This window comes from Psychrobacter sp. T6-5, assembly GCF_052258485.2.
GTDB lineage: Bacteria > Pseudomonadota > Gammaproteobacteria > Pseudomonadales > Moraxellaceae > Psychrobacter.
This window is the reverse complement of record NZ_JBQQEY020000001.1, coordinates 1325738-1350419: the sequence shown is the minus strand read 5'-3', so window position 1 is coordinate 1350419 and position 24682 is coordinate 1325738. Positions and strand designations below refer to the sequence as shown.

The following is a 24682-nucleotide window of genomic DNA, read 5'->3' as shown; positions in this document are numbered from 1 at the left end:
TCTATTTTTAATCAATCCTCACTACTTTTATCATCGCTTGAATGCGATAAGGTGATTTTATGTCCAGATTACTGACCGATACGACACCAGAGCAAGACGGCTTTTACATGCCAGCAGAGTTTGAGCCGATAGAAAAAGTATGGATGGTATGGCCATACCGAGCGGATAATTGGCGACAACAAGCCGCGCCTGCAAAAAAAGCTTACAGCGATGTTGCATTGGCGATCAGTAAATTTTGTAGCGTAGGTGTGCTGGTCAATCCAGATGACTATGAGCAATGCCGCGATAGCTTGCCTGCCGATATCGATGTCATCTCCCTGCCAAGCAATGATGCGTGGGCGCGAGATACCGTTCCGACGTTTTTGGTCAATGATGACGGTGAGCTACGCGCTTGTGATTGGACATTCAATGCATGGGGCGGCGACTATGATGGCCTCTACTCGCCTTGGGACGATGACGATAAACTCGCAGAACGACTGTGTGAGCAGCTAGATATTAACCGCTATCGCACAGATAGCTTTGTGATGGAAGGCGGCGCGTTTCATGTCGATGGTGAAGGCACGGTGCTGACCACCCGTATGTGTTTGCTCAGTCCTGGACGCAATCCACACCTGACTGAAGCACAAATCAAAGACAAACTAAAAGCCTATCTCAATGTACAAAAAGTGCTGTGGATCGATGATGGTATCGATCCTGATGAGACCACCGGTCATGTCGATGATATTGCCTGCTTTGCCCGTCCTGGTGAGGTGGTGTGTTTATATACCGATGATCCTACTCATCCGTTTTATGACGCCACACAAAAAGCCTATGAGCAGCTCTCAAATATGACCGATGCAAAAGGCAGACGCTTAAAAGTTCATAAGCTTTGTTGTACCCAGCAATCATTGGTCTTGCCTGATGACTACGATATTGTCCAATCTGACGATGCCAAGCCGCGTTTGAGTGGTGATGTTTGTATCGCCTCCTATGCCAATTTTTTGATTTGTAATGAGGCGATCATCGTACCGCAATATGATGATATCAATGATGCCCTCGCTATCGAGCAGCTAAAACAAGTCTTTCCTCAGCATCAAGTAATCGGCGTACGCACCCGCGAGATTGTCTATGGCGGCGGCAATATCCACTGTATCACTCAGCAACAACCTGTGACCAAAGCGTCACTCTAAAGTACGCCGCTTGGTATAGGATGAACCATAATAAAGCATACTTAGCAGTAAGCAAAAGTATACCCATAAGAAGACAAATATAAATGGATATCAAATCCAATAACACATCAAAAACAAGGACAGCGCTATGAGCGATTATCAAATCAATAACCCAGCCACTGGTGAACTAGAAGCAACCTACCCGACCGCTACTGATCAAGATATCCAGCAAGTCATCGAGCAAGCAGACAGTGCTTATCAAGACTGGCGTCACGTTTCACTAAGCGAGCGCGGGGCGTTTTTGCACAAAATTGCTGATATCTATCTTGAACGTCAAGAAGAGCTGGCTCGTATCGTGGCGAGTGAGATGGGTAAGCCTGTTGCACAAGCAAAAGGGGAAATCGGTCTGGTCGCTGAGATCTATCGATACTACGCAGACACTGCCGAGCAGCTACTTGCGCCTAATAAGATTGATGTCAGCAAAGGCTCAGCATCGGTAGAGAAGCTCCCCGTTGGTGTCCTACTGGGTATCATGCCGTGGAACTATCCACATTATCAAGTGGCACGTTTTGTTGCACCAAACTTTATGGCAGGCAACACCATTATCTTAAAGCACGCGCCTCAGTGCCCTAAGACTGCCGAAGTGATCGCTGATATGTTCAAAGAGGTCGGCGTCCCTGATGGCGTTTACAACAATATTTTTGCCACCAATGATCAAGCAGCCACTATCATCCATGACAAGCGCGTACATGGCATCTCACTCACTGGCTCTGAGCGTGCTGGACAAGCCGTCGCCAAAGAAGCAGGCGGCGCCCTCAAAAAAGTCGTGCTAGAGCTGGGCGGCTCCGATGCCTTTATTGTTGCGGGTGATGCCGACATCAAACAAGCGATAAAAGGCGCGATTTCTGGTCGTTTTGGTAATGCCGGTCAAGCCTGTAACGCGGCCAAACGCCTAATCGTTCTTGAGTCTGTCTATGACAAGTTCGTTGAGGGCTTTACTGATGCTGTACGTGATATGACATTGGCCGATCCTCTTGATGCAAAAACCTTTATCGGTCCGATGTCTTCAAAGGCTGCCGCAGTCAATCTGCAAGCGCAATTAGATAGTGCCGTTGAAGCAGGCGCGACGGTCCTAGTAGAAGGCGGACTGGTCAAAGATAAGCCTGGTGCATGGTTTAAACCTGCGGTACTAACAGACGTCACTGAATCAATGGATGTCTACCGTGAAGAGCTGTTTGGCCCTGTCGCCGTTGTATACAAGGCTCGTGATGTCGATCATGCTATCAAGATCGCCAATGATGTGCCTTTCGGTCTTGGTGCTTCTATCCAAACGCAAGATGCTGCCCTAGCTGCTGACATTGCTGACAAATTGGAAGTGGGTATGGTCACGATCAACGCACCTTCTGGTACGGAAGCAAACACACCGTTTGGCGGCGTTAAACGCTCAGGATTTGGTCGTGAGCTTGGTACACTGGGTATCACTGAATTCTTAAACTATAAGCTTATCCGTGATAAGTCTTAAAGTATAAGCACTTGATTGTATGCACTAAAAAAGCCTAACGTTTGACGTTAGGCTTTTTCGTAAAATTTACTTATGGTATCGGTCAGCAACGATACTTTAATCAATCACTTGATACCTAAATCTGCTGATAAAAGTACTAAAGTAAGGCTGCCCAAGCAACCGCCGGAAATGATAGATATGTTGTAGATGACTATTGGTTCAGAAAAATTACTGGTTCAGGAAGCTTGCAGAATAACCTTACTCCATGAAATTAGAACAAATGACCAATCCATTTATTGATAACCATATAATAAATAGTGCTCCATATCTTCATCTGAATCTCAAACGCACACTTAAGTTTTAAAGACTTCTTAAAAAATCTAGCACTGGCGTTTTAATAAAGCGAAAAAAGCATCATTTACTAGATGGTCTTCTGCATTAAAGCGAACATATATCCCTTCGCTATCTTTCGTTGCATACCAATGCTCGTCATTCGCACCAACATTTATTTGGAAAAATTTATCGCTTATGATACTACCTACAGTATAAACCGAGCCTTCTACAAAAAAATCATTGCCACAGGTGCATTTTAGTTTATCTCCACTTTTGATCATATCCTTATCGTCCACGAAATTATAAAAGTAAACAACAGTACGTAATTTTACTTTTTAATTTACAAATGTCAATAAGTGAATATAATACTTACTCACTAATTACAAAAAAACACATGACTTAATATTCCATCAAAAGAATATAGGAGTACTAGATATCTTTTAAGCGTTCAAAAACAAGCTTTTTATAAAATCTAACCATTCATCGTTCAATGACAGTAAAAATAGATACAGCTCCATTTAAAATCTCAAATGCTCCTATATGGGAGAACTAGATTGCTATTACCACTTTAAATAAAGAATCAGCATGTCACTTCAAGCTCTATTCTGACGTTCCAAACGTATCGACTCATTTTCAAGCAGCATAAAAACCATAAAAAAAGCCTAACGTTTGACGTTAGGCTTTTTAAGGTAGTTGACTGACTAAAATGAGACTATTATTTGTATGGATTTTCTTTTAACCATTGTTGATTAACAATTTTGAGCTCGTGTAGCTCATGATCCATAATCTCTTTACTCTTACCAGGGTTTTTCATTGACGCATAGCCATACATTGCACCGCCAAGAACCGTCCAACCAAGGAATATCCACCACTCGATAGGAACTAGGGCTGATGGCATACCCGGTAGGTACAGCGCCAACATACCAAGACTCAAGATAATAGTGATGATACCAACCAATTTACCTGCTGGTACTCTAAATGGACGTACCATATCAGGCTCACGGTAGCGTAGCACTAAGAATGACAATGCAACACAAGTATAAGCGATAACAATACCAAAGCCGCCCGCATCAACAATCCACACAAGCATTTTGCGACCAAATAATGGCGCTAGTGTGGCAAGGCCACCGATCAGCAAGATCGCATTGACTGGGGTGTTGTACTTAGGATGTAGTTTGCACAAAAACTGTGGCAACATGTGCGTTTTACCCATGGCGTACAATAAGCGACTGCCACCGATAAGAAACGCGTTCCAGCTTGATAAAATCCCCAATACACCGCCAATAACAAGCAACGTACCAGCCCATTTACCATTCCAAGCATTGGTCATCGCATCAGCTGTCGCCAATGTTGAGTCTTGTGCTTGTAATAATGGTAATGTTTTACCCACACTCCAAGCGACAGCCACATACCAAAGTACAGCGATAATGATAGAGACAATCAAAAATTTGCCGATATTTGGACGAGTAAGATTGATTTCTTCTGCTGCTTGTGGAATCACATCGAAGCCCACGAACAAAAACGGTACCATCACCATCACCGTCATGATGCCGCCCATACCACCGATAAAGTTTGGTGCTTGTACTGAGTTGGAGGTTTCAGGATTGAATAACAACGCCCCAACGAACAGTAAGATACCAACGCAGAAAATACCGACAACTGCCAACTTTTGGAACCACGCACTGACTTCCATACCGCGTATATTGAGCCATGTGACAATGATTGAGCCGAGCATACCGACCGCTACCCACGTAGCATAAACATCCCAACCAGCGATGTTCCAAAGATAACCTTGGCTGTAATTGGGAATAACGTATTCAACAACGGTTGGTAATGCCACCGCCTCAAAAGCGACGACGGAAAAATAACCAAATAAAATACTCCATGAGCAAATAAAGGATATATTTACCCCCAATGCACGGTGTGTATACGTGTGCTCACCTCCTGTGATAGGCATGGATGCCGCCAATTCAGCATACGTCACACCAATCAAAACCACCACAAGACCGCCAATTAAGAATGCACTGATTGCGCCCCAGATGCCCGCCGAGATAATCCAGCCACCCGCCAGCACGACCCAGCCCCAACCAACCATCGCACCGAATGCCAGCGCAATGATATCGAACACACCTAACGTTTTCTTTAATTCAGACATAACCTACTCCTTGTCTGTGTGTCATCCGTGTGAACCTTTTATGGTTACACTATTTCTGTTTAATGAGATATCACTCATCATATTTACTATATATCGTTTCCGCCAAAGAAAGCCGATTGCTCGTTGTTTGATATTCACATAGCAAAAACGGCGCCTTGACTTGCAAGGCGCCGTTTAAAATCACACTCCATGTGAGTGTCATAAGGGCAACCTTGCCGTTATCTTAACTATAACTTTTCAATCAAAATCAATGTTTGATTAAAAGCGATCCATCGCTAAAGTAAATGACACTCGATAACTATTAAGCCGCTAGGATACCTTTGATGATATCAAGACCTTCTTGTAGCACGTCGTCTTCGACCGTCAATGGCACCATCACACGAATGGCATTGCCATACATGCCACAAGACGCTAGTAGCAAGCCTTGCTCAAATGCTTTTGCTTTTAGATTGGCTGCTGCTGCCGCATCAGGTTTGCCTTCGCTATCGATTAGCTCAAACGCTAGCATAGCGCCTTTATGACGGATATGACCGATGCTGCTTAGATTTAAGCCTTTTAGGAATGAAGCAATGGTATCGCCAATCTCAATACTACGCTCCAGTAAGTTTTCTTCTTCGATCACTTCCATCACAGCAAGCGCAGCCACACAAGCCAGTGGGTTACCAGAGTAAGTTCCGCCTAAGCCGCCTACTTGCGGCGCATCCATGATATCAGCACGGCCGATGACCGCAGAGATAGGATAACCACCCGCCAAACTCTTCGCGGCAGTCATCAAATCAGGCTCAACGCCTAGCTGTTCAGTGGCGAACAACGTACCTGTACGAGCAAAACCACACTGTACTTCATCAAAAATAAGTACGATGCCATGCTCGTCACAGATCTCGCGCAAGGCTTTTGCAAATGATGGCGTTACCTGATGGAAACCACCCTCGCCTTGGACTGGCTCAACAATCATCGCTGCTACTTCGCTAGGATCGATATCTGCTTGGAAGATCATATCAAGGCTATGTAGCGCTTGCGCTTCTGTCACGTTCAACTCTTCTGCAGGGAACAATGCATGGAAAACAGGTCCTGGCATAGGGCCGAAGTTCTTTTTGTATGGCAGTACTTTACCTGTCAGGCTCATACACATCATGGTACGACCATGCCAGCCACCAACAAAAGAGATCACACCTGGACGACGGGTTTTGGCACGCGCAATCTTGATGCAGTTTTCGACCGCTTCTGCGCCAGTGGTCAAAAAGAACGCCTTGGTATCGCCGCTGATTGGGGCTTTTTCACACAGCTTTTCTGCCAAATCCACGTAGCACTCATAGTTGATCATTTGCGCCGCAGTGTGCGTAAATTTATCGAGCTGCTCATGCACACGCTGAGTGATTTTTGGATGGCTGTGACCGGTGTTCAATACTGAGATACCACCGACAAAGTCGATATAACGCTTGCCTTCAATGTCCCAGATTTCTGAGTTCTTTGCTTTTTCTGCAAAGATAGGAAAGGCAACCCCAAGTCCTGTTGGTAAAACAGCTTTGCGGCGCTCAAGTAATGATTGATTGGTAGTCATGGGAATGTCCTTTTCTGTGTTCGTAACATAAATGCCATCTAATGATTGGCGGTTCATTTGAGACTTAGTAATATCAAACGGTGCTTGTCTGAGATAAAACACCGTTCGATATCTGAAATGTTTTGTTAAATGTTCTATTTAGTACTGGCCGAGTTATTTATTAGCTGATGTCAGAGCACCAGTATTTGGTCGTAATATAGTCTTCGATACCATATTTTGAGCCTTCGCGGCCAAAGCCAGACTGCTTCACACCGCCAAATGGGGCAACTTCTGTAGAGATGAGGCCTGTATTGTGACCAATGATGCCGTACTCCAGCCCTTCGGTGACGCGCCATGAGCGCGCATAGTCGCCGCTATAGAAGTAAGCAGCCAAACCATAGATGGTATCGTTGGCAGCACGAATCACTTCTGCTTCGTCTTTGAAGGTAAAGATGGTCGCAATTGGTCCAAAGATCTCTTCAGAGGCGATGTCCATGTCACTGCTGATATCAGTGATAACGGTTGGGTTATACGTCAGCTCTGAGGCATCATTGACACTACCGCCCGTGACCAGTTTGGCACCCTTATCTAAGGCGTCTTTTAGCAGCGCTTGAACTTTATCTAATGCTTTTTTGTTGATCAGCGGGCCAATATCTACGCCCTCTTCCAAGCCATTACCGACTTTTAGCTCAGCCACTTTTTTGACAAAGACGTCTAAGAACTCATCTTTGATGCTGTCTTGCACGTATACGCGGTTGGCGCACACACAGGTCTGACCCGCATTACGGTATTTAGAGGCGATAAGGCCTGCAGCAGCTTTCTCTAAATCTGCATCATCAAAGACGATAAATGGCGCGTTGCCACCAAGCTCTAATGATAGTTTCTTAATAGTCGGCGCGCATTGTGCCATTAGCGTACGACCGACTTCGGTAGAGCCCGTGAACGACAGCTTATGAATACGTGCATCACCCGTTAGGATTTCACCAATAGTTGATGATTTACCCGTTACAATCTGGAGCACACCTGCAGGAATACCTGCTTGCTCTGCTAAGGCACCCAGTGCCAATGCTGAAAATGGTGTTTCGGTGGCTGGTTTGACGATAATCGTACAACCTGCTGCCATCGCTGGTGCGACTTTGCGCGTGATCATCGCGGCTGGGAAATTCCAAGGGGTAATAGCGGCACAAACACCGACTGGCTGCTTGAGCACGACGTGACGTAATTGCGTACTGTTAGCAGGAATAACGTCACCGTAAACGCGCTTGCCTTCTTCGGCGAACCAGCGAATAAAGCTATTGGCATATCCGATTTCACCGCGTGACTCAGTAAGAGGCTTACCTTGTTCAGCGGTCATGATAATGGCAAGATCTTCTTTATTGGCATCAATGAGATCTGCCCATTTTTGTAACAACTCGGCACGCTCTTTGGCGGTTTTTGCCGCCCAATCAACTTGAGCCTCATGAGCGTAGGCAACGGCTTCATTGACATCACCGGTCGTAAGGCTAGGCACGGTACCTATAAGCTCATCGTTGAATGGATTATTGACTTCAAGTACTGCATCGTCACTAGCAACGTGCCAGCCGTCTTTGACGAAGCAAGATTGTTTGAGTAGATCTGGATTTGATAACTGTAGCGTATTTGACATGTTGACGCTCCTTGTCATATAGAGGTATGTGTATGAGAATGGATATAGCCGTAGCCATTAAATAATTATTGATAATTGTTTTTTTGTTCAATATACTGAACACGTATTCTATATACGAGACATCATTATAAGAACGATATGTCGCGATTTGCAACCTTTAATCTCATTATTTTGATAATTTTCTTGTACTCCTTTATTTTATTTCACTTTTATAGGTTACTTATGAGCTCGACTGCCGTACCTGCCCTAGACAAAACCTTTCAGATTTTGGACTTGATTACCGATAGCGCCCAGCCGCTAACAGCCGCTTATATTGCCAAAGAACTTGGGCTTCCGCGCAGTTCTACGCACAATATCTTGCAGAGTCTATTGTCCAAGCACGTCATTTATAAAGATCCTGAGAGCCGCTTTTATTTGGGCTCATATCTAATGTATTGGGCGGGTAAGTATGAGCAGCAGCAAGGCGTGGTACGGTTATTTAAAGATTTGATTGCTCAGTATCCAGTATTACTTCAACATACCGTGACGTTGTCAAAACTGGATTTGGGAGAAGTGGTGTTTTTGGCGTGTCATGAGTCGCCTGCCCCGCTTGGTTTTACCTTTCGGGCAGGCGTGCGCGTGCCTGCGGTATTTTCGGCGACAGGCAAAGCCATGCTCTCAACCTTGTCTATGGACAGCATAAAATCATTGTATAAAGAGCAGTTTCCAACGCCCATGACGCCGCGTGGTGTTAAGAATTTTACGGATTTGGCGGTTGAGTTGGCAGTGACGCAAGACAGTCGAATATCTCTCGATGATGGGCAATTGCGTGATGGGATGTATTGCTTGGGTACGTATATTCGTAATGCGTCTGGCACGGCGGTTGCGGGCATGGCAGTGAGTTTTTTGCAAGGAGAGTATGAGTCTAAACGGGCTGAGGTTAGTGCGGTATTAATTGAGTTGGCCGAACAGATTGAGCGGCATTTAGGCTTTATAGCTGAATCATAATTGATTGCTTATGTGACGTAGTTGCAGGATTCATTGAGATTATATCCTGCAACCGATTTTCTTTAATTTTGCTTCTCTTTAACGACAAAGCGGCTAAGATTACAGTTAAGATTTTAGCTGCTTTGATGGTTTCTATCATCCTAATTACTACTGCTATCAGCTGCTATAAGTCCTGATAAGAATGCTTGTAGATTGTCATTAAGCTTTGGCAAGTAATACCCCCCTTCGACTAAGACGATCAACGGCTTGTTTAAAACAATCATCTTTTGCGCTAAGACCTCAAAGCCCTTTGTACTGACCGCACACCTCGCTTCTGGATCATTCTCATAAACATCGAAACCCAAGACATGAACGATAACGTCTGGGTCAAATAGCATCATCGCTTCAATAGATTTATCCACATATTCAAAAAAACTATCTTCGTCAGTGCCATGCGGCATCGGGAAATTGATATTGTAACCTTCGCCTGCGCCTACTCCTTTTTCAAACTCATGACCTGTGACCGCTGGATAAAAGTTGATTGGACTGGCATGTACTGAAGTATAGAGCACATCACTGCGATCATAAAATATCTCTTGGATACCCTGACCGTGATGCATATCGGTATCTATGATGGCGATTTTTTTATACTTTTGGCGTAAATGTTTAGCGATGATGGCGGCGTTATTAAGATAGCAAAATCCACCTGCTGCACTCTTACGCGCATGGTGACCCGGCGGACGCGAAAAGCAAAGCTGTATCTTATTTTTAGCACACTCAGTATCCGATGCATTATTGTCTAATAAAGCTTCGGCCGCATTGAGGGCGGTCTGCGCCGACCAATAAATCGATGTCCAAGAATGCTCACTGATAGGGGCACTATCATCTGCCTGATATTTCGCGGCTTTTGCCATGATGCCAATGCCCGGATTGTCATACGGTACAAAAATTCCAGTCTGCACCTGCGCACCCAAGTCTTCCTCAACTGCCATCCATTCATCATAACCGTGTTTGAGAAACTCCACATAACCAAAATCGTGAACGGCCAATATGGGCGCAATGCCGATATCGGTGGCAGTGGTCACTTCTAAACCCAATGCTGCTGGTGCTTTCAATAATTCCACCATACGTTCTGGTATCTCGAGCGGCTCATGCATCTTGCCATAAGAAAAATAGGGTAACGGTCTATGCAGACTTAGGTTTTCATGGCTGTATATTTTCATGCTCAACATTCCTTGTTTGATATTATTGTTTTAGATTAGTTTTTTGATTCTTGGTTAAAATATTTTTTTATAACTTATATTGCGCGTACTTGACCCTGTAAATATTCTTTTGCAAACAATGAACTAAACAATGCCATCGGCTTTGAGCTTAGCGATCATCTCGCTGTCATACCCTAAATCAGCAAGCGTACTATCGGTATGCTCGCTCAACTTCGGTGGCGGTGTGCGATAGCTGACAGGTGATGCCGATAGTTTGATGGGATTGCCAAGCGCGCGGACAGGGCTGCCTTGTGCCGCGAAATTGACGATCATTTCACGGGCTTGTGCTTGCGGCATGGCCAAGGCTTCAGCCACGTTATGAATCGCACCGCAAGGTACGCCCACTTGATCCAAAGCTGCAAGCCAGTAAGCCCGAGGCTGTTTGGCAAATTGCTTAGTTAGCTCACCGCACAGTAGATCCCGATTAGCAACGCGATTAGGGTTGGTCGCAAAACGCTCATCAGTATGCCAATCCACTGCGAGCACCTCGCACAGTTTGGCAAACTGATGGTCATTACCGCAGGCCAAAATAAAGTGCGCCTCCCCTTGGGCCGCAAACACTTGGTAAGGCACGATGTTAGGATGGTGATTGCCCAGTCTTGGTGGAATCTTGTCTGAAGCTAGATGATTCATACCGACATTGGCCAGCATAGACAGCGCACTGTCGAGCAACGCGACATCCACGTGTTGACCAACGCCAGTATGTTGACGCGCTAATAGCGCCGCTTGGATACCAATCGTCAGTTGTAACCCCGCAAATAAATCAACCACTGCGACGCCAACTTTGTGCGGTTCGCCATCACTTGGCCCTGTGATACTCATCAGCCCTGACAAACCTTGAATAATATAATCATAACCGGGACGCTTGGCATCAGGACCTGTCTGACCAAACCCTGTCAATGACGCATAAATTAAGCGCGGATTGTCTTGTTTTAGGCTGTCGTAATCTAAACCGTATTTTTTGAGACCACCGACTTTGAAGTTCTCTACCAAAATATCGCTGTCAGCAATAAGCTGCTTAATAATCGTCTGACCTGCTGGCGTAGTGATGTCTACCGTGAGCGATTTTTTATTGCGATTGATGGTTGCATAATAAGCGGAGGTGTCATCGCTGAATGTTGGCGGTGCCCAGTGGCGCGTTTCATCACCGATATGTGGACGCTCAACTTTAATGACTTCTGCGCCCAGATCAGCGAGCACTTGCGTACAAGAGGGACCTGCCAACACTCTTGATAAATCGAGCACCTTGATACCCTGCAATGCACCCTCTGGCATACTATCCATATCCGTCATATCTGTCATGAGATTCCCTTACTCTTTGGCGTATTCTTCGATTTTCTGATTAGAAAATTGCTATTCATCATTTAGTTTTTTGCGTTATTTAATGACACACTGATAAATAAATGGTGAATAACAACTAAAAAAACGTACGCCACTGTCGATACTCTTTTTGATAAAAAGCCAAGCAGCAACGTACGTCATAAAATACAGTTGTACCAAAAACTGTTTAAAAGAACGCTTGAATACCCGTCTGTGCACGGCCTAAGATCAGCGCGTGAATATCATGCGTACCCTCGTAAGTATTGACCGCCTCAAGGTTAAGCACATGACGGATGATGTGGAACTCATCAGAGATGCCATTACCACCATGCATATCGCGGGCGATACGAGCGATATCAAGCGCTTTACCGCAGTTATTACGCTTGATGAGCGAAATCATCTCTGGTGCAGCGTTGTCTTCATCCATCAAACGACCCACACGTAGCGCAGCTTGTAACCCTAAGGTGATTTCTGTCTGCATATTGGCAAGCTTTAACTGCACCAACTGCGTTGCGGCTAGTGGACGACCAAATTGCTTACGATCTAGCGTGTATTGACGCGCCGCTTTCCAGCAGAACTCTGCTGCGCCCATACTGCCCCATGCAATACCATAACGCGCTTTATTCAAGCAGCCAAATGGCCCTTTTAGACCACGAATATCGGGGAAAGCATTGGCTTCAGGAACGAATACTTTGTCCATGACGATCTCACCGGTGACCGAAGCACGTAGTGAGAACTTACCTTCAATCTTCGGTGCAGATAGCCCTTTCATGCCTTTTTCTAATACAAAACCACGAATATCACCCGCATCATCTTTTGCCCAGACCACAAACACATCCGCGATAGGACTGTTGGTGATCCACATTTTATTACCCGTCAGCTCGTAACCACCATCGATGGCGCGCGCACGCGTTGACATTGAGGCAGGATCAGAACCCGAATCTGGCTCAGTCAGACCAAAGCAGCCGACGTATTCACCTGTAGCAAGCTTTGGCAGATACTTTTCTCTTTGCTCTTCTGTGCCATACGCCCAGATCGGATGCATCACTAGGCTTGACTGCACGCTCATCGCTGAACGGTAGCCCGAATCAACCGCTTCCACTTCCTTGGCAATCAGACCATAGGCAACGCTAGACAGACCAGCACAGCCATAACCTTCAATCGTGACGCCAAGCAGACCCATTTCACCCATTTGGCGCATGATATTACGATCAAAATGCTCATTACGGTTGGCCTGAACGATACCGGGCATCAATTCCTTTTGAAAAAACTGACGGGCACTGTCTGTGACCATGCGCTCTTCTTCTGTGAGCTGGTCGCGTAGTAAGAAAGGATCTTCCCAATCAAAGCGTGGGCTGGTAGATGTTGCCATGTGGATCTCCTTGATATCAGTCATCCTGACTGATGAGTAGTGAGGAATAAATCATTTGGTTTAACAAGTCGTTGACTTTATTATTCCGCTGTGCGAAACTTAGTTTCATAATATAAAACTATTTAAGCAAACTTTCGCCGCCCTGTAAACCTTTATTGAAAAATAGGCATCAAAAGAGATAATCATTAAGGGAAATGGAAATAAAATGACAACATCTACATCGACAGCTACCTCACTACTCGAACGAATGGATCATCTGATTGGTCAAAGCAAGGAAGAGAACGACCGACAGTTTGTGACGGCATTAGGTCGTGGATTGGTCATACTGGCTGCCTTTGAACATCATGAGCGCCTTACCCATCAGCAGTTGTGTCAGATGACCAAACTGCCAAAAGCGACCCTTACTCGCCTGATTCATACCTTGACCACGCTTGGTTTTTTACGTGTCACTGAGCACGGACAGTATCAATTGGGCAGTAGTGCGGTACGTTTAAGCGCGACCGCATGGAGTCGTCACGATATGGTCGCAGCAGCTGAACCATTATTACGTCAGTTCGCTAGCGAAAATGAGGTATCGGTAAATCTAGCGACCGAAGTTGAAGGAGAGATGCGCTATCATGCTTGCTGTCGTAGTCCTGCACGCCTATCGGTCAACTTGCAAGTTGGCTCAGCGGTGCCGGTCGCACGTACTGCTATTGGACGGGCTTTTTATGCAGTAAGCTCGCAAGCGAGACAGGCAATGATTATTAGCAATTTGAAAGAGAATTTGTCTACTGAAGAATTTAACCATGCACAAACTGCCCTAGCCAGCGCGGCAGAGCATTATGAAAGATACGGCTATACCGTCTCTGATGGGGAGTTCTCTACTGACATACTGGCAGTCGCGGTTGGTGTATATGATGTCGCCACTGGACAATACGCGTATTCGCTGAATGCCAGTGTACCAAGTGCCAACTGGGAAGCGGATGAGTATGCGGCAATGATAGTGCCCAAGTTGCAGGCGTTGGCGGAGCGGATTGGGAGTGGGGTTTAGCGGTAGCTGTATGGAAGGATGCTTGTTTGCTACTTCTATAAAAATGCGGACATTGCCTTTTTTTATTTCGTGTTTTTATTATCGTACTCTCTTGAAACATTGAGACGTAAACCACCACTGGGCAATTCGTAGTGATTTACATACTATGAGATAAAATCTGGTTTAGGAACGTTAGGCATATTTTCATAACACTTAAGAAGCGTCTGTTCTGGCGTTAAATTTTTATCGTTATGCCAATATACTATTTTTAACCACATAGCCGCTGTAGCGTACTGACCATAGCCTAACCATGGGTGATCTTCCAAATTAGTCACCAACAACTTCATCCCTAACTCAGTCATAGTTACATCGTCATGAACTGGGTTTAGCTTGTTTTGACAAACTAAATAACCATAATCTCTAGGAGTTATCACTTTTGTTTTTAGCGAAATCTTTTTCTGTCCGTGATACTTTTCAAATTCATCAATTCCAGCTTGATAACTTTCTGCTTGGATACATAAGGCTAAATAGTCATCTAAAGCATCAGTTCTAAACTTTCTTTTTTCATACCAATCTCCAGAGACATAGTTGTCAGCGAAAATAACTCTGGCATGTTGCCAATCCACTTGGCTATCTACTCCTGTATAGAGCCATTTTGCTAGGGCAAGATGTTTATATAAGTTATATTTATGGAAAAACTCATCGTCTCCATAACTATTTCTAAGTCTTTCATCTGAATCAATAGCTATTTGCATCCATTCAATGCGACTAGGTAGGATAACCTCAGTTTCTGATTTTAAGCCAACTATCCAATCACCAATAAGCATGTTAATACCACTCAAAGCAACATTGCCCATCGGTCTTGTCGAATTATATTCCGTATTGATTAAGAAATCGATCATTGCAGTTTCTCTGCGTCTTACTGGATTGAACAACATAGTAACGGCTCCTTTTTATTTAATAACACTGTTTTTACCTGCACCTGCGATAAACCTCTAAAAATTACTCCTTATCTTACTCATTAATAATGAAGTCAAAATTCCTCTATCCTAACCCATCAAACCTCAGCCCAAACTTTAGCAGATACTTACGCAGTCGGTCGCTGTCGTTATTGCTTTTTAGCTGGTTTCTGGAGTTGGCATACAGATAGCGCCCTGCCGCCGCTTGGCTGCTGTGCTGATAGCAGACCTCAATCACATACGCCAGCTGCACCGCGTCAAAGGGATCGAGCGCGTCTTTGTCGTCGCTTGATAGATGACGGCTCAGCACCGTGTCCGCGTGCGCTTGCTGCTCAGTTAGGCTGGGCGCATACGCCTTGTCCGCTTGATGCTGGGCGCTATTGGGCAATGCCCACAGGTGCTTAAGGCGGGTGATTTCTGCCTTAACATCGGGCATACGAATTACTTTGCCCTCGCACAATGTCGTTAAGCGCGTCATGCTGGCGCTTAAATCACGAAAGTTGCCCTGCCATGTCGCCGCATGACTCATGGCAAAGGCTTCAAAATACGCCCGCGCCGCTGGCTCAAAACGGTACTGGTACTGCTGCTCACTGCCCAGACGCGCCAGCTCATAATCAATATTGGCAGGCAAGTCCTCGATACGGTCTTTTAACGACGGTAAAAAAAACGTCCACGTGTTCAGCCGCGCAAACAAGTCGGCACGAAACTCCCCATCCGCGACCGCTTGGCGTAAGTCCTTATTCGTCCCCGCCATCAGCTGAAATGACACATCCATCGGCGTATCGCTACCGAGCGGATAAAAGCGCTGCGCCTCAAGCGCGGTCAAGAGCATCGCTTGTTCATCTAGCCCCAACTCACCGATTTCATCCAAAAACAGCAAGCCACCGTCCGCCGATTTGAGCAAACCTTCACGGCTCGATGCCGCGCCCGTAAACGCGCCTTTGACATGACCGAACAGCACGCTCATTGCCGTATCACCGCGCAAGGTGGCGCAGTTGACCTCGACGAACGCGCCGAGTGCCTGTTTATTTTTGGCTTTGTTTTTCTTGAGCGCATAGATTTGCGTTGCCAGTTGCGACTTGCCCGCCCCTGTCGCGCCCATCAATAAAATCGGCGCGTTGGAGCGCGTGGCGACTTTTTCAATATCAGCTATCAGCTGTTGATATGCGGCGTTTTGGGTGATGAGATTGGCTTGTAGCGTTTGCCAATGCTGGGCTTTTTCTGCCTCAAAACGCGCGCGCAAACTGTCATAGCGCGACACGTCCAAGTCAATGATTTGGTAGCGCCCTTGTGGGTCGTATTGGTCGGGCTTGGGACAAGGTGAGGTCTGAATCAAATCGGCAGGCAAAAACCCCGCCTCGACCAGCAAAAACCAGCAAATCTGCGCCACATGCGTGCCTGTGGTCAGATGCAGCAGATAGTCGGTGTCCTCACGAAAGGCAAAGCCTGTGACAAAGTCATACAGCTCGGCATAGACATCGGCAAAGTCCCACGGACTCGCAAGTGACACGCGATGCCCGATGATTTTGGTGCCGGCGCTGACCTGCGCCATATCCTCACAGATGAGCTGAAACAAACGCTTATCGCGCTTGCTATAGAGGATATGTAGCTCATCGACCAACAAGTCATCTTGCAAGCCTAGACTGACCGTCGGCCGCCAGCGTTGCCAACGCTTGTCATTAAAGCCATTGTCTAACGTGGTGCCCAGAAAGCCGATAACGGCGGTTTTATTGTTTTTACTCATGATGATACGCTTGGCTTATTGGTTGTTATTTTACTTTTTAATTGTCCACGACTTGGTGCTATCAATAGACAACGGCTCGTCCACCATAATCTGCTGCGCAAGGTAGCGATTGAGCGGATACAACACGCTAAAATGGTCGTGCCGCGCGATAAACGCACAGTGCAGCATGGGGTTTTTATTCTTATCACACATCGGCTTTAGGTCATAATAGTTACCGCTACGCTTGCCCTCAATAATCCACGTAGGCATACGAATATCGTTAATCCAATTGGCAGGCGTGCGCAACTCTATTTCTCGCTGCTCATCGCCAGTAAAGGTAGCCTCTTGCAAAAACATCGTCTCTTGAGTAGCGCCAAAACTGATGACTGCTTTGAATAGCTCAGGATGCGAGCTGCTCGCCACCTCACTGACCAGTAGCGCCAGCGTACCGCCTGTACTGTGCCCGCCCAGATAAATACGACTACTATCGACATACTGCAGCGTCGCCAAATATTCTGCTGCTGCAATGACATCATCGACTTCGCCATAGTTCACTTCGATATTGCCTGCATTGTCATTGCCGCCGCGCAAGGTGGGAAACATCATTATCACGCCCGCATCACGGTATGGGCTGGCAGTTTGGTCGTTTTGCCTTGAGCCCTTGCGCCAAAAGTCTGCCAATGTGTTTGACTCACCGCCCGTTATCCAGACGATGGCGGGATGCTTTTTTTGATCTTGGGGATCAGGCGTGACAAATGCCGCAAGTGACATTCCATCGCTGTCATAGCGCACCGTGTTAAACAGCTTTGTTGGCGGCGTCGGCAATGGCATCTGTAGCATTGGCTCGATAGTGACGCTCGTTTCATAATGGCTGCGCAGTGATGCCAGCGTTGGCGCGGCTGCCGCACTGATAGTAACGCTTACCCCCATCAGCATCAGCGCACCAACCGATAACGCACGCGGCCACATTGTTCCTTTCCCTTGCATACCCATTCGCTGCATAGCTTTATCCTTTTAAAAAATGATTTACCAACCACCAATACAACCCGCTGATTGTAGCAGAATTATCCATAAACCAAACAAATGATAGTCATAAAATTTATAATAATAACTATATTTATAGAATATTTTATCGTTTATTTTTCTTGTTTAAATGACTAATTTTTTTAAAAACTAAATTTTCAAATATATTTTTATATTAATATCAATAACTTATATATTTATATTAACTTTCTAAACAAACTTGGCACACCCTTCGCATTATATAAAGTACAGACAAAATATGTTTATAAGAAACTAAGGAGCAGATAATGCAACCCATGACACACAACATTATTCAAGATGGCGGAACCCCAATCAGACTGTGGACCAAAGGCGTGCCCGTCGATCCAAAAGCGCACGACCAACTGATCAAAGCCTCAAAAATGCCGTTTATTTATAAGTGGCTCGCGGTGATGCCTGATGTCCATGTCGGTATTGGCGCGACCATCGGTACCGTGCTGCCGACCAAAGAAGCGATTATCCCTGCGGCAGTCGGTGTCGATATCGGCTGCGGGATGATGGCGGTACAAACCACGCTGACCGCAGATGATTTGCCAGACAACCTGCACGGTCTGCGTACCGAGCTGGAAAAAGCCATTCCGCATGGGCGCAGCAAAACACGTGGTCGCGGCTCGCGTCGTGATGTGGGCGCATGGGCGAACCCTGATGACAGCGTGATGAATGGTTGGGGTACGCTGGTCGATGATTTTAACTACATCACCCAAAAGCACCCCAAACTAAAAAACACCAACAATCTAAAGCATTTGGGGACGCTGGGTACAGGCAATCACTTTGTCGAGGTGTGCCTTGATGAGACCAATCAAGTGTGGATCATGCTGCATTCTGGCTCGCGCGGCGTCGGCAATGCCATCGGGCGCTACTTTATCGAGCTGGCGCGCGAGGACATGCGCAAATGGTTTATTAACCTGCCTGATAAGGATTTGGCGTACTTCGCCGAGGGCACAGAGCACTTTGAAGATTATTGGTTTGCGGTCGGCTGGGCGCAGCGCTTTGCCTTTAAAAACCGCGAAATCATGATGGAAAAAGCCATCAAGGCGCTACGCACCATCGTGCCAAAACCGTTTGATGCAGCAGTGAAAGCGGTCAACTGCCACCACAACTATGTGGCCAAAGAAGAGCACTACGGCGAAGATATCTTTGTCACACGTAAAGGTGCGGTGCGCGCGCGCGTTGGCGAATACGGCATCATTCCAGGGTCGATGGGCGCAAAATCCTTTATCGTAAAAGGTAAAGGCAATGAAGAATCCTTTTGCTCTTGCTCGCATGGCGCAGGCCGCGTGATGTCACGCACCGAGGCAAAAAAGGTCTTTACTATCGATGACCAAATTGCCCAGACCGAAGGCGTAGAATGCCGAAAAGACGCGGACGTGATTGATGAAATCCCAGCGGCGTATAAGAACATTGAAGACGTGATGAGCGCCCAAAGCGACTTGGTGGAAGTGGTACATACTTTGCGGCAGGTGGTTTGTGTTAAGGGGTAAATTTTTAAAAGGAGATTATTATGAAACAAACTATTGATCTATATGATTTGATCCACCAAATTCATGTTGAAAAAAGAGAGATGGTTTGGCATGCGCATCCTTTCAATACAGGAGAAGAGTCCACGATAGAAGGTTATTATAGAAGCCTCTGTGAAGAGATAAAAAGTCATACTCAAACTCTATTTCAACTAGAAGTAGATCATTATGGCTCAGGCTATTCCTCTTATTGTGATGCATGGTTTTATCAACAGACTTCTGACTTTGCTAGTGATCCTCTCAAAAGTCTTGAGAACTATGAAGGTCTTGTCGTTCTCTTCCATCGAATGCTGCCTTACTATGTATTCATGCAAGGTTCAAAATCATGGCCTATTCATGACTCTTCAATGTGTTCTCATTATCTACCAAGCCGTAAAATGCTAGATAACTTGACCAATAACGCGGTGAAGAATCTTGCTCAGAAAGTAGAAAAATTTTTAACTCATAGAGGCTTAATTCGTTTGAATACACTTGCACTGACTACACCATTGGAGATAGCTGAAAGAATACCTTCAATACTAATCGATAATTATATTTCTTATTATGATGGACTTTTTTATTGGGAAGATTAAAAGGTTGGTAATAAGTGCCTCATTTAATTATTTTGAAATCAGCTTTTAAAATTGGAAGCAAACACTATGAAACATGCACAAAAAAAAGAGGTCATCCGAAAGCTCAAAGCAAAGAAAGTCGAATTTGAGCATGGATTATCTGATCAAGAGATTCAAGAAATTGAGCTAAAATTTGATATACAATTTCCACCTGATTTGCGAGATTTTTTACAGACAGAACTTCCTATCTCAGACAACTTTGTGAACTGGCGTCTTGGTTTAAACTCCAAAGATGAGGAAATCTATATTAGACAAAGAATTGATTGGCCATTTAGTGGCATAGTGTTTGATATAGAGCATAATGTATTCTGGATGGAAGAATGGGGTGAGAAGTCTAACGATCTTAATAAAAATATTATGATCGCCGAAATTTATTATGAGACTTATCCTAAATTAATACCAATTTACTCGCACCGATACATTCCTAGTGAACCGCATAAAACTGGTAATCCTGTCTTTTCTATTTATCAGACAGATATCATTTACTATGGATACGATTTAGCACACTACTTTGCTCATGAATTTCGTTTTGAATTGTCAGATAAGTTTCCAATAATCGATGCACCAAATCATATTGATTTTTGGGGCGATATTGAATCCTAATTATAATAAGAGAGAACAAAATGAAACTCGCAGAAGCCCTACTCATCCGTAGCGATATGCAAAAAAAATTGGCGCAAATAAAAGGACGCATTCGCAATAATGTCAAAGTCCAAGACGGCGATAAACCAAGCGAAGACCCCAATCAGCTATTGATGGATGCTAGCCAAATCATTACCGAATTGAGTGTGTTGATTGAGCGCATTCACCGCACTAATGCCGTCGCTCAGACCAATGAGGGTCAATCGATGCTGACGTTATTAATCGAACGTGATACGTTAGAGATGCGACATAAGCTGTTGATGGAGGCGATTGAAGCCACCGACACTGAGGTTGATCGTTATAGTCCTCGCGAGATTAAGTGGCACGTCATGGTTTCAGTCGCAGGCTTACAAAAACAAGCCGATGATATTGCCATGAAACTGCGCAAGATTAATCTTGTCATTCAAGCCAACAACTGGCAAATTGACCTTGTTGAATAACAATGTCGCGCACTAAATGTTAGACCAATAATACCAAATTCTCTGCGGACTTAGCATAAGTCAGCAGACTCCCCTTTTGGAACCGATTGGGCGAGTGTCAGACCCCGCGATCCACAGCAGGGGGTTGAAAACATACTGTAGTGGCTGCTACGCGTTGCGGGCAAACGCGTTTTTCACAACTTATGCCCCGTACTCGTCACTAGGCACAATGCACCATTTAGACCTTACTACCAGACACTGACAGTCGGTTTCAATCTTATTTTAAATGCGACCCGAAAAGTATTGGGAAGCATTTTATTACGTCCATTAAAAACATCACCAATCAATAGTCATACAAATCATAAAGACATTTATCATGCCAGCATCAACACATAAAACCCTAAAAATCGACGGCAGCACAGGCGAAGGCGGCGGACAAATTATCCGTACCGCGCTGTCGTTATCGATGCTTACAGGCACACCGATTGAGATCACCAATATTCGTGCTGGACGCGCCAAGCCCGGATTGATGCGCCAGCATTTGATGTGCGTGCAAGCGTCACAACAAATATCAAATGCGGTGGTCACAGGCGCGCATTTGGGTAGTATGGTCTTTACTTTTACGCCAAGTACTGTACAAGCGGGTGACTATACCTTTGATATCGGTTCAGCGGGTAGCACCAGCCTTGTACTACAAACGCTGCTACCTGCGCTACTCTTTGCCAATACTGACGCAAACCAAAAATCAACCATTACCATTACAGGCGGTACGCACAATCCCTTAGCACCGACTACCGACTTTTTGCAGCATGCCTTTGTGCCGCTACTTGCCAAGCTTGGTATGCAAGTCGATATTGAGTGCTTGCAAGCGGGCTTTGCCCCTATTGGTGGCGGCGTGATTAAAACAACTATTGCGCCATTTATGCGCCGTGCCAGTGCCCCACGATTAGACCTCACGGAACGCGGTAAGCTTAATCGCATAGAGCTGGTCGCAAGCGTGCTCAATCTAGAATATGATATTTGCAAACGTGAGCTTGCCAGCGCCAAAGCCGCGTTGATTGAGGCCGGTATTGATGAGGCGCTTACTACAACACGCGGCAATAAATTATGCGGCATTGGTGAAGGCAATACGTGCTATGCCATCATCACCCACCAACTGGGCGATCAAAATGAGGCTAAGACGACTGCTAAGACAAGCACCAACACAAACACTCACCAAGAAGTCTTTAGCCTGCTTGGAGAAAAGCGCAGCTCGGCGGAAAATATCGGCAAGCGCTTGGCGGGACACATCAGGCGCTATCTGTATGACACGGATGCGCTGCTTGATGAATATTTAACTGATCAGCTGCTATTACCGTTAGCCTTATCAGGCGGTGGTACATTTAGCGCGCGGGTTATTAGCGAGCATAGCAAAACCCAAGCGTGGCTCATTGAGCAGTTTTTACCCGTTGCAATCACGTTTGATGCTATAGAGGATAAGCAAATATTGGTCAAAATTACCTGCTAAAATTTGCCAGCATTAGTATACTGTTACCCAATGATACCGACGTGGCGATAGCATCGGTGTATGATATACGCGACAAATTTGAGCGTCTTATCTATATTTACAGTGACTGTTGAGCCTCGTTATGCCTGAATCTCGTACCAATCTACACCCTGAACCCAAAACTAGCTCGCCGTATTTTGTCGGGTTGCTACTGCGCTATAGCACGCTGGGTGCAGCCATTTGTCTATTATTAGCAGGATTGCTGCTGATGCACGGTTGGCTAATTGTGATTGGAGGTTTTGGCGTAGGCCTCGGTATTTATGATCTGATTCAGTCCAAGCATTCAGTGCTAAAAAACTATCCGATAGCAGGACATATACGCTACGTACTAGAGGATTTTCGTCCTGAGATTCGTCAGTACTTGCTTGAGGATGACAAAGAGCAAGTGCCGTTTTCACGCCAGCAGCGCGCGCTAGTGTATCAACGGGCAAAGAACGTCAGCGATACCAATGCATTTGGTACGCTAGATAATCTCTATACTCATGGTAAAGAATGGTTTTTGCAATCCGCCATTAGCCAGCCGTTAGAAAACAAAGACTTTCGTATCACTGTTGGCGGCGAGCGTTGCCAGCAGCCACATGACATGTCGGTATTCAACATCTCGGCGATGAGTTTTGGCAGTCTATCAGCAAACGCCATTATGGCGCTCAATCAAGGTGCCAAAATTGGCGGCTTTACCCATGATACTGGTGAAGGCGCGATCAGCCCTTATCATCGCAAGTTTGGTGGCGATTTGATTTGGGAGTTAGGTACAGGGTATTTTGGTTGTCGTGATGCCGAAGGCAATTTTGACCCACAGTCTTTTGCCGAAAAAGCCGTCGATCCACAAGTCAAAATGATTGAAATCAAACTGTCGCAAGGTGCCAAACCGGGTAAAGGTGGCGTGTTACCATCGAGCAAAATCACTCAAGAGATTGCCGATACTCGCCAAGTGCCGACGGGTCAAGACTGTATTTCGCCCGCCTCGCATACCGCGTTTAGTACACCGCGTGAGCTTGTAGAATTTTGGCAGCAGCTACGTGAATTATCTGGCGGCAAGCCTGTTGGCTTTAAGCTATGCGTGGGTCAGCCTTGGCAATTTATGGCGATTGTCAAAGCCATGATAGAGACGGATAACTATCCTGATTTTATTGTTATTGATGGTGCCGAAGGCGGTACAGGTGCGGCGCCTGTTGAGTTTATGGACAATGTCGGCATGCCGATGGTCGAAGGGTTTTTGCTTGTTCATAACACTTTGGTCGGTGCAGGCATTCGTGACAAGATCAGACTTGGCGTCAGTGGCAAGATTGTCTCAGGGTTTGATATCGCACGTATGATTGCGCTAGGTGCCGATTGGTGTAACTCGGCACGCGGCTTTATGTTTGCGGTTGGCTGTATTCAGTCGCGCTCTTGTCATACTAATACTTGCCCGACAGGCGTGGCTACCCAAGACCCTTACCGTCAAAAGGCCCTCGATGTGCCTAGCAAAGCAGAGCGCGTAGCAAGCTTCCATAAAAACACACTCAAATCATTGGCCAGCATCGTCGGCGCGGTGGGTTTACAGCATCCGAGTCAGCTGCAACCTTATCATATCGCCCGCCGTCTAGATGACGGGCAGATTAAGCTGCTATCTAAGTTTTTTTACTTTACGGATAAGGGCGCATTACTTGATAATAGCGCACGTGCGGATATTTTCAATCAAATGTGGGTGATGGCCAATCCTGATAGTTTCTTAGCCAATAATGATGCGCTCATTGCTTATAATAAAGACTCCCGTGATAGAGGCAAAGAAACCAGCGCACCCACTGGACACCGCTCTATGTATGATACTGACCACTCGATCACAACCGATGGTGGACAACTCATCGGCAATGTGAATAATACCTTCCGTGACTATCCGCCTAGTAGCGACTAAAAGGTAGTACGCAAAAATTATTCATTAAACACAAACCACAAATACCCCTATGTTA

20 protein-coding genes are annotated in these 24682 nt (G+C 45.7%); 10 read left to right on the top strand and 10 right to left on the bottom strand.

Going from position 1 to position 24682, the window contains the following annotated elements; translation table 11 throughout:
- Positions 1-59 precede the first annotated feature (59 nt).
- Both aguA and ACTXGK_RS20495 read left to right on the top strand, forming a co-directional pair.
- Positions 60-1169, top strand: a complete 1110-nt coding sequence (aguA, locus tag ACTXGK_RS20500; RefSeq protein WP_443516719.1) for an agmatine deiminase — start codon at positions 60-62, stop codon at positions 1167-1169.
- 127 nt (positions 1170-1296) lie between these two features.
- Positions 1297-2670, top strand: a complete 1374-nt coding sequence (locus ACTXGK_RS20495; RefSeq protein ID WP_443516717.1) for an NAD-dependent succinate-semialdehyde dehydrogenase — start codon at positions 1297-1299, stop codon at positions 2668-2670.
- Between the two features lie 359 nt (positions 2671-3029).
- On the opposite strand, the gene ACTXGK_RS20490 is transcribed toward ACTXGK_RS20495, so the two are convergent.
- The 4 genes from ACTXGK_RS20490 to ACTXGK_RS20475 all read right to left on the bottom strand — a co-directional run bounded on the left by ACTXGK_RS20490 (position 3030) and on the right by ACTXGK_RS20475 (position 8322).
- A complete protein-coding gene (locus tag ACTXGK_RS20490) occupies positions 3030-3263 on the bottom strand; it encodes a hypothetical protein (protein ID WP_238037064.1) in 234 nt (77 codons plus the stop codon).
- 434 nt (positions 3264-3697) lie between these two features.
- Complete coding sequence (locus tag ACTXGK_RS20485) at positions 3698-5137, bottom strand: APC family permease (RefSeq protein ID WP_443516716.1); 1440 nt, start codon at positions 5135-5137, stop codon at positions 3698-3700.
- Between the two features lie 301 nt (positions 5138-5438).
- Positions 5439-6698: a 4-aminobutyrate--2-oxoglutarate transaminase gene (gene gabT / locus ACTXGK_RS20480; protein ID WP_443516714.1), complete on the bottom strand. Its 1260-nt coding sequence runs from the start codon at positions 6696-6698 to the stop codon at positions 5439-5441.
- 160 nt (positions 6699-6858) lie between these two features.
- Positions 6859-8322 carry an NAD-dependent succinate-semialdehyde dehydrogenase gene (locus tag ACTXGK_RS20475; protein ID WP_443516712.1) on the bottom strand — a complete coding sequence of 488 codons (1464 nt, stop codon included), beginning with the start codon at positions 8320-8322 and terminating at the stop codon, positions 6859-6861.
- A 222-nt stretch (positions 8323-8544) separates the two neighbouring features.
- Here ACTXGK_RS20475 and ACTXGK_RS20470 point away from each other — a divergent pair, with 222 nt between their 5' ends.
- A complete protein-coding gene (locus tag ACTXGK_RS20470; protein ID WP_443516710.1) occupies positions 8545-9309 on the top strand; it encodes an IclR family transcriptional regulator in 765 nt (254 codons plus the stop codon).
- A gap of 140 nt (positions 9310-9449) precedes the next feature.
- Here ACTXGK_RS20470 and ACTXGK_RS20465 read toward each other — a convergent pair whose 3' ends face one another.
- The 3 genes from ACTXGK_RS20465 to ACTXGK_RS20455 form a co-directional block, all read right to left on the bottom strand.
- Positions 9450-10511: a histone deacetylase family protein gene (locus ACTXGK_RS20465; protein WP_443516708.1), complete on the bottom strand. Its 1062-nt coding sequence runs from the start codon at positions 10509-10511 to the stop codon at positions 9450-9452.
- Between the two features lie 123 nt (positions 10512-10634).
- The gene (locus tag ACTXGK_RS20460; RefSeq protein WP_443516844.1) at positions 10635-11843 is read right to left on the bottom strand and encodes a CaiB/BaiF CoA transferase family protein; all 1209 of its coding nucleotides are present in this window, start codon (positions 11841-11843) and stop codon (positions 10635-10637) included.
- A gap of 214 nt (positions 11844-12057) precedes the next feature.
- Positions 12058-13242, bottom strand: coding sequence for an acyl-CoA dehydrogenase (locus ACTXGK_RS20455; RefSeq protein ID WP_443516706.1), 1185 nt, complete (start codon positions 13240-13242; stop codon positions 12058-12060).
- Positions 13243-13447: 205 nt separating this feature from the next.
- Between ACTXGK_RS20455 and ACTXGK_RS20450 the strand changes: the two genes are divergently transcribed.
- Positions 13448-14275 (top strand): IclR family transcriptional regulator, encoded by an 828-nt coding sequence (locus ACTXGK_RS20450; RefSeq protein WP_443516704.1) that lies wholly within the window; start codon positions 13448-13450, stop codon positions 14273-14275.
- 143 nt (positions 14276-14418) lie between these two features.
- On the opposite strand, the gene ACTXGK_RS20445 is transcribed toward ACTXGK_RS20450, so the two are convergent.
- The 3 genes from ACTXGK_RS20445 to ACTXGK_RS20435 all read right to left on the bottom strand — a co-directional run bounded on the left by ACTXGK_RS20445 (position 14419) and on the right by ACTXGK_RS20435 (position 17938).
- A complete protein-coding gene (locus tag ACTXGK_RS20445; RefSeq protein WP_443516702.1) occupies positions 14419-15192 on the bottom strand; it encodes a hypothetical protein in 774 nt (257 codons plus the stop codon).
- A gap of 106 nt (positions 15193-15298) precedes the next feature.
- The gene (gene rtcR, locus ACTXGK_RS20440) at positions 15299-16957 is read right to left on the bottom strand and encodes an RNA repair transcriptional activator RtcR (RefSeq protein WP_443516700.1); all 1659 of its coding nucleotides are present in this window, start codon (positions 16955-16957) and stop codon (positions 15299-15301) included.
- Positions 16958-16987: 30 nt separating this feature from the next.
- Positions 16988-17938, bottom strand: coding sequence for an alpha/beta hydrolase family protein (locus ACTXGK_RS20435; RefSeq protein WP_443516699.1), 951 nt, complete (start codon positions 17936-17938; stop codon positions 16988-16990).
- A gap of 308 nt (positions 17939-18246) precedes the next feature.
- Between ACTXGK_RS20435 and ACTXGK_RS20430 the strand changes: the two genes are divergently transcribed.
- From ACTXGK_RS20430 to ACTXGK_RS20405, 6 genes are all read left to right on the top strand, one after another.
- Positions 18247-19479 (top strand): RtcB family protein, encoded by a 1233-nt coding sequence (locus ACTXGK_RS20430; protein WP_443516697.1) that lies wholly within the window; start codon positions 18247-18249, stop codon positions 19477-19479.
- Positions 19480-19499: 20 nt separating this feature from the next.
- Positions 19500-20087: a hypothetical protein gene (locus ACTXGK_RS20425; RefSeq protein ID WP_443516695.1), complete on the top strand. Its 588-nt coding sequence runs from the start codon at positions 19500-19502 to the stop codon at positions 20085-20087.
- Between the two features lie 66 nt (positions 20088-20153).
- A complete protein-coding gene (locus ACTXGK_RS20420) occupies positions 20154-20729 on the top strand; it encodes an SMI1/KNR4 family protein (RefSeq protein WP_443516693.1) in 576 nt (191 codons plus the stop codon).
- 20 nt (positions 20730-20749) lie between these two features.
- On the top strand, positions 20750-21208 hold the full coding sequence (locus ACTXGK_RS20415) for a DIP1984 family protein (RefSeq protein WP_443516692.1): 459 nt from the start codon (positions 20750-20752) through the stop codon (positions 21206-21208).
- 355 nt (positions 21209-21563) lie between these two features.
- Positions 21564-22694 (top strand): RNA 3'-terminal phosphate cyclase, encoded by a 1131-nt coding sequence (gene rtcA, locus ACTXGK_RS20410; RefSeq protein ID WP_443516690.1) that lies wholly within the window; start codon positions 21564-21566, stop codon positions 22692-22694.
- A gap of 121 nt (positions 22695-22815) precedes the next feature.
- The gene (locus ACTXGK_RS20405) at positions 22816-24627 is read left to right on the top strand and encodes an FMN-binding glutamate synthase family protein (protein WP_443516689.1); all 1812 of its coding nucleotides are present in this window, start codon (positions 22816-22818) and stop codon (positions 24625-24627) included.
- Positions 24628-24682 lie beyond the last annotated feature (55 nt).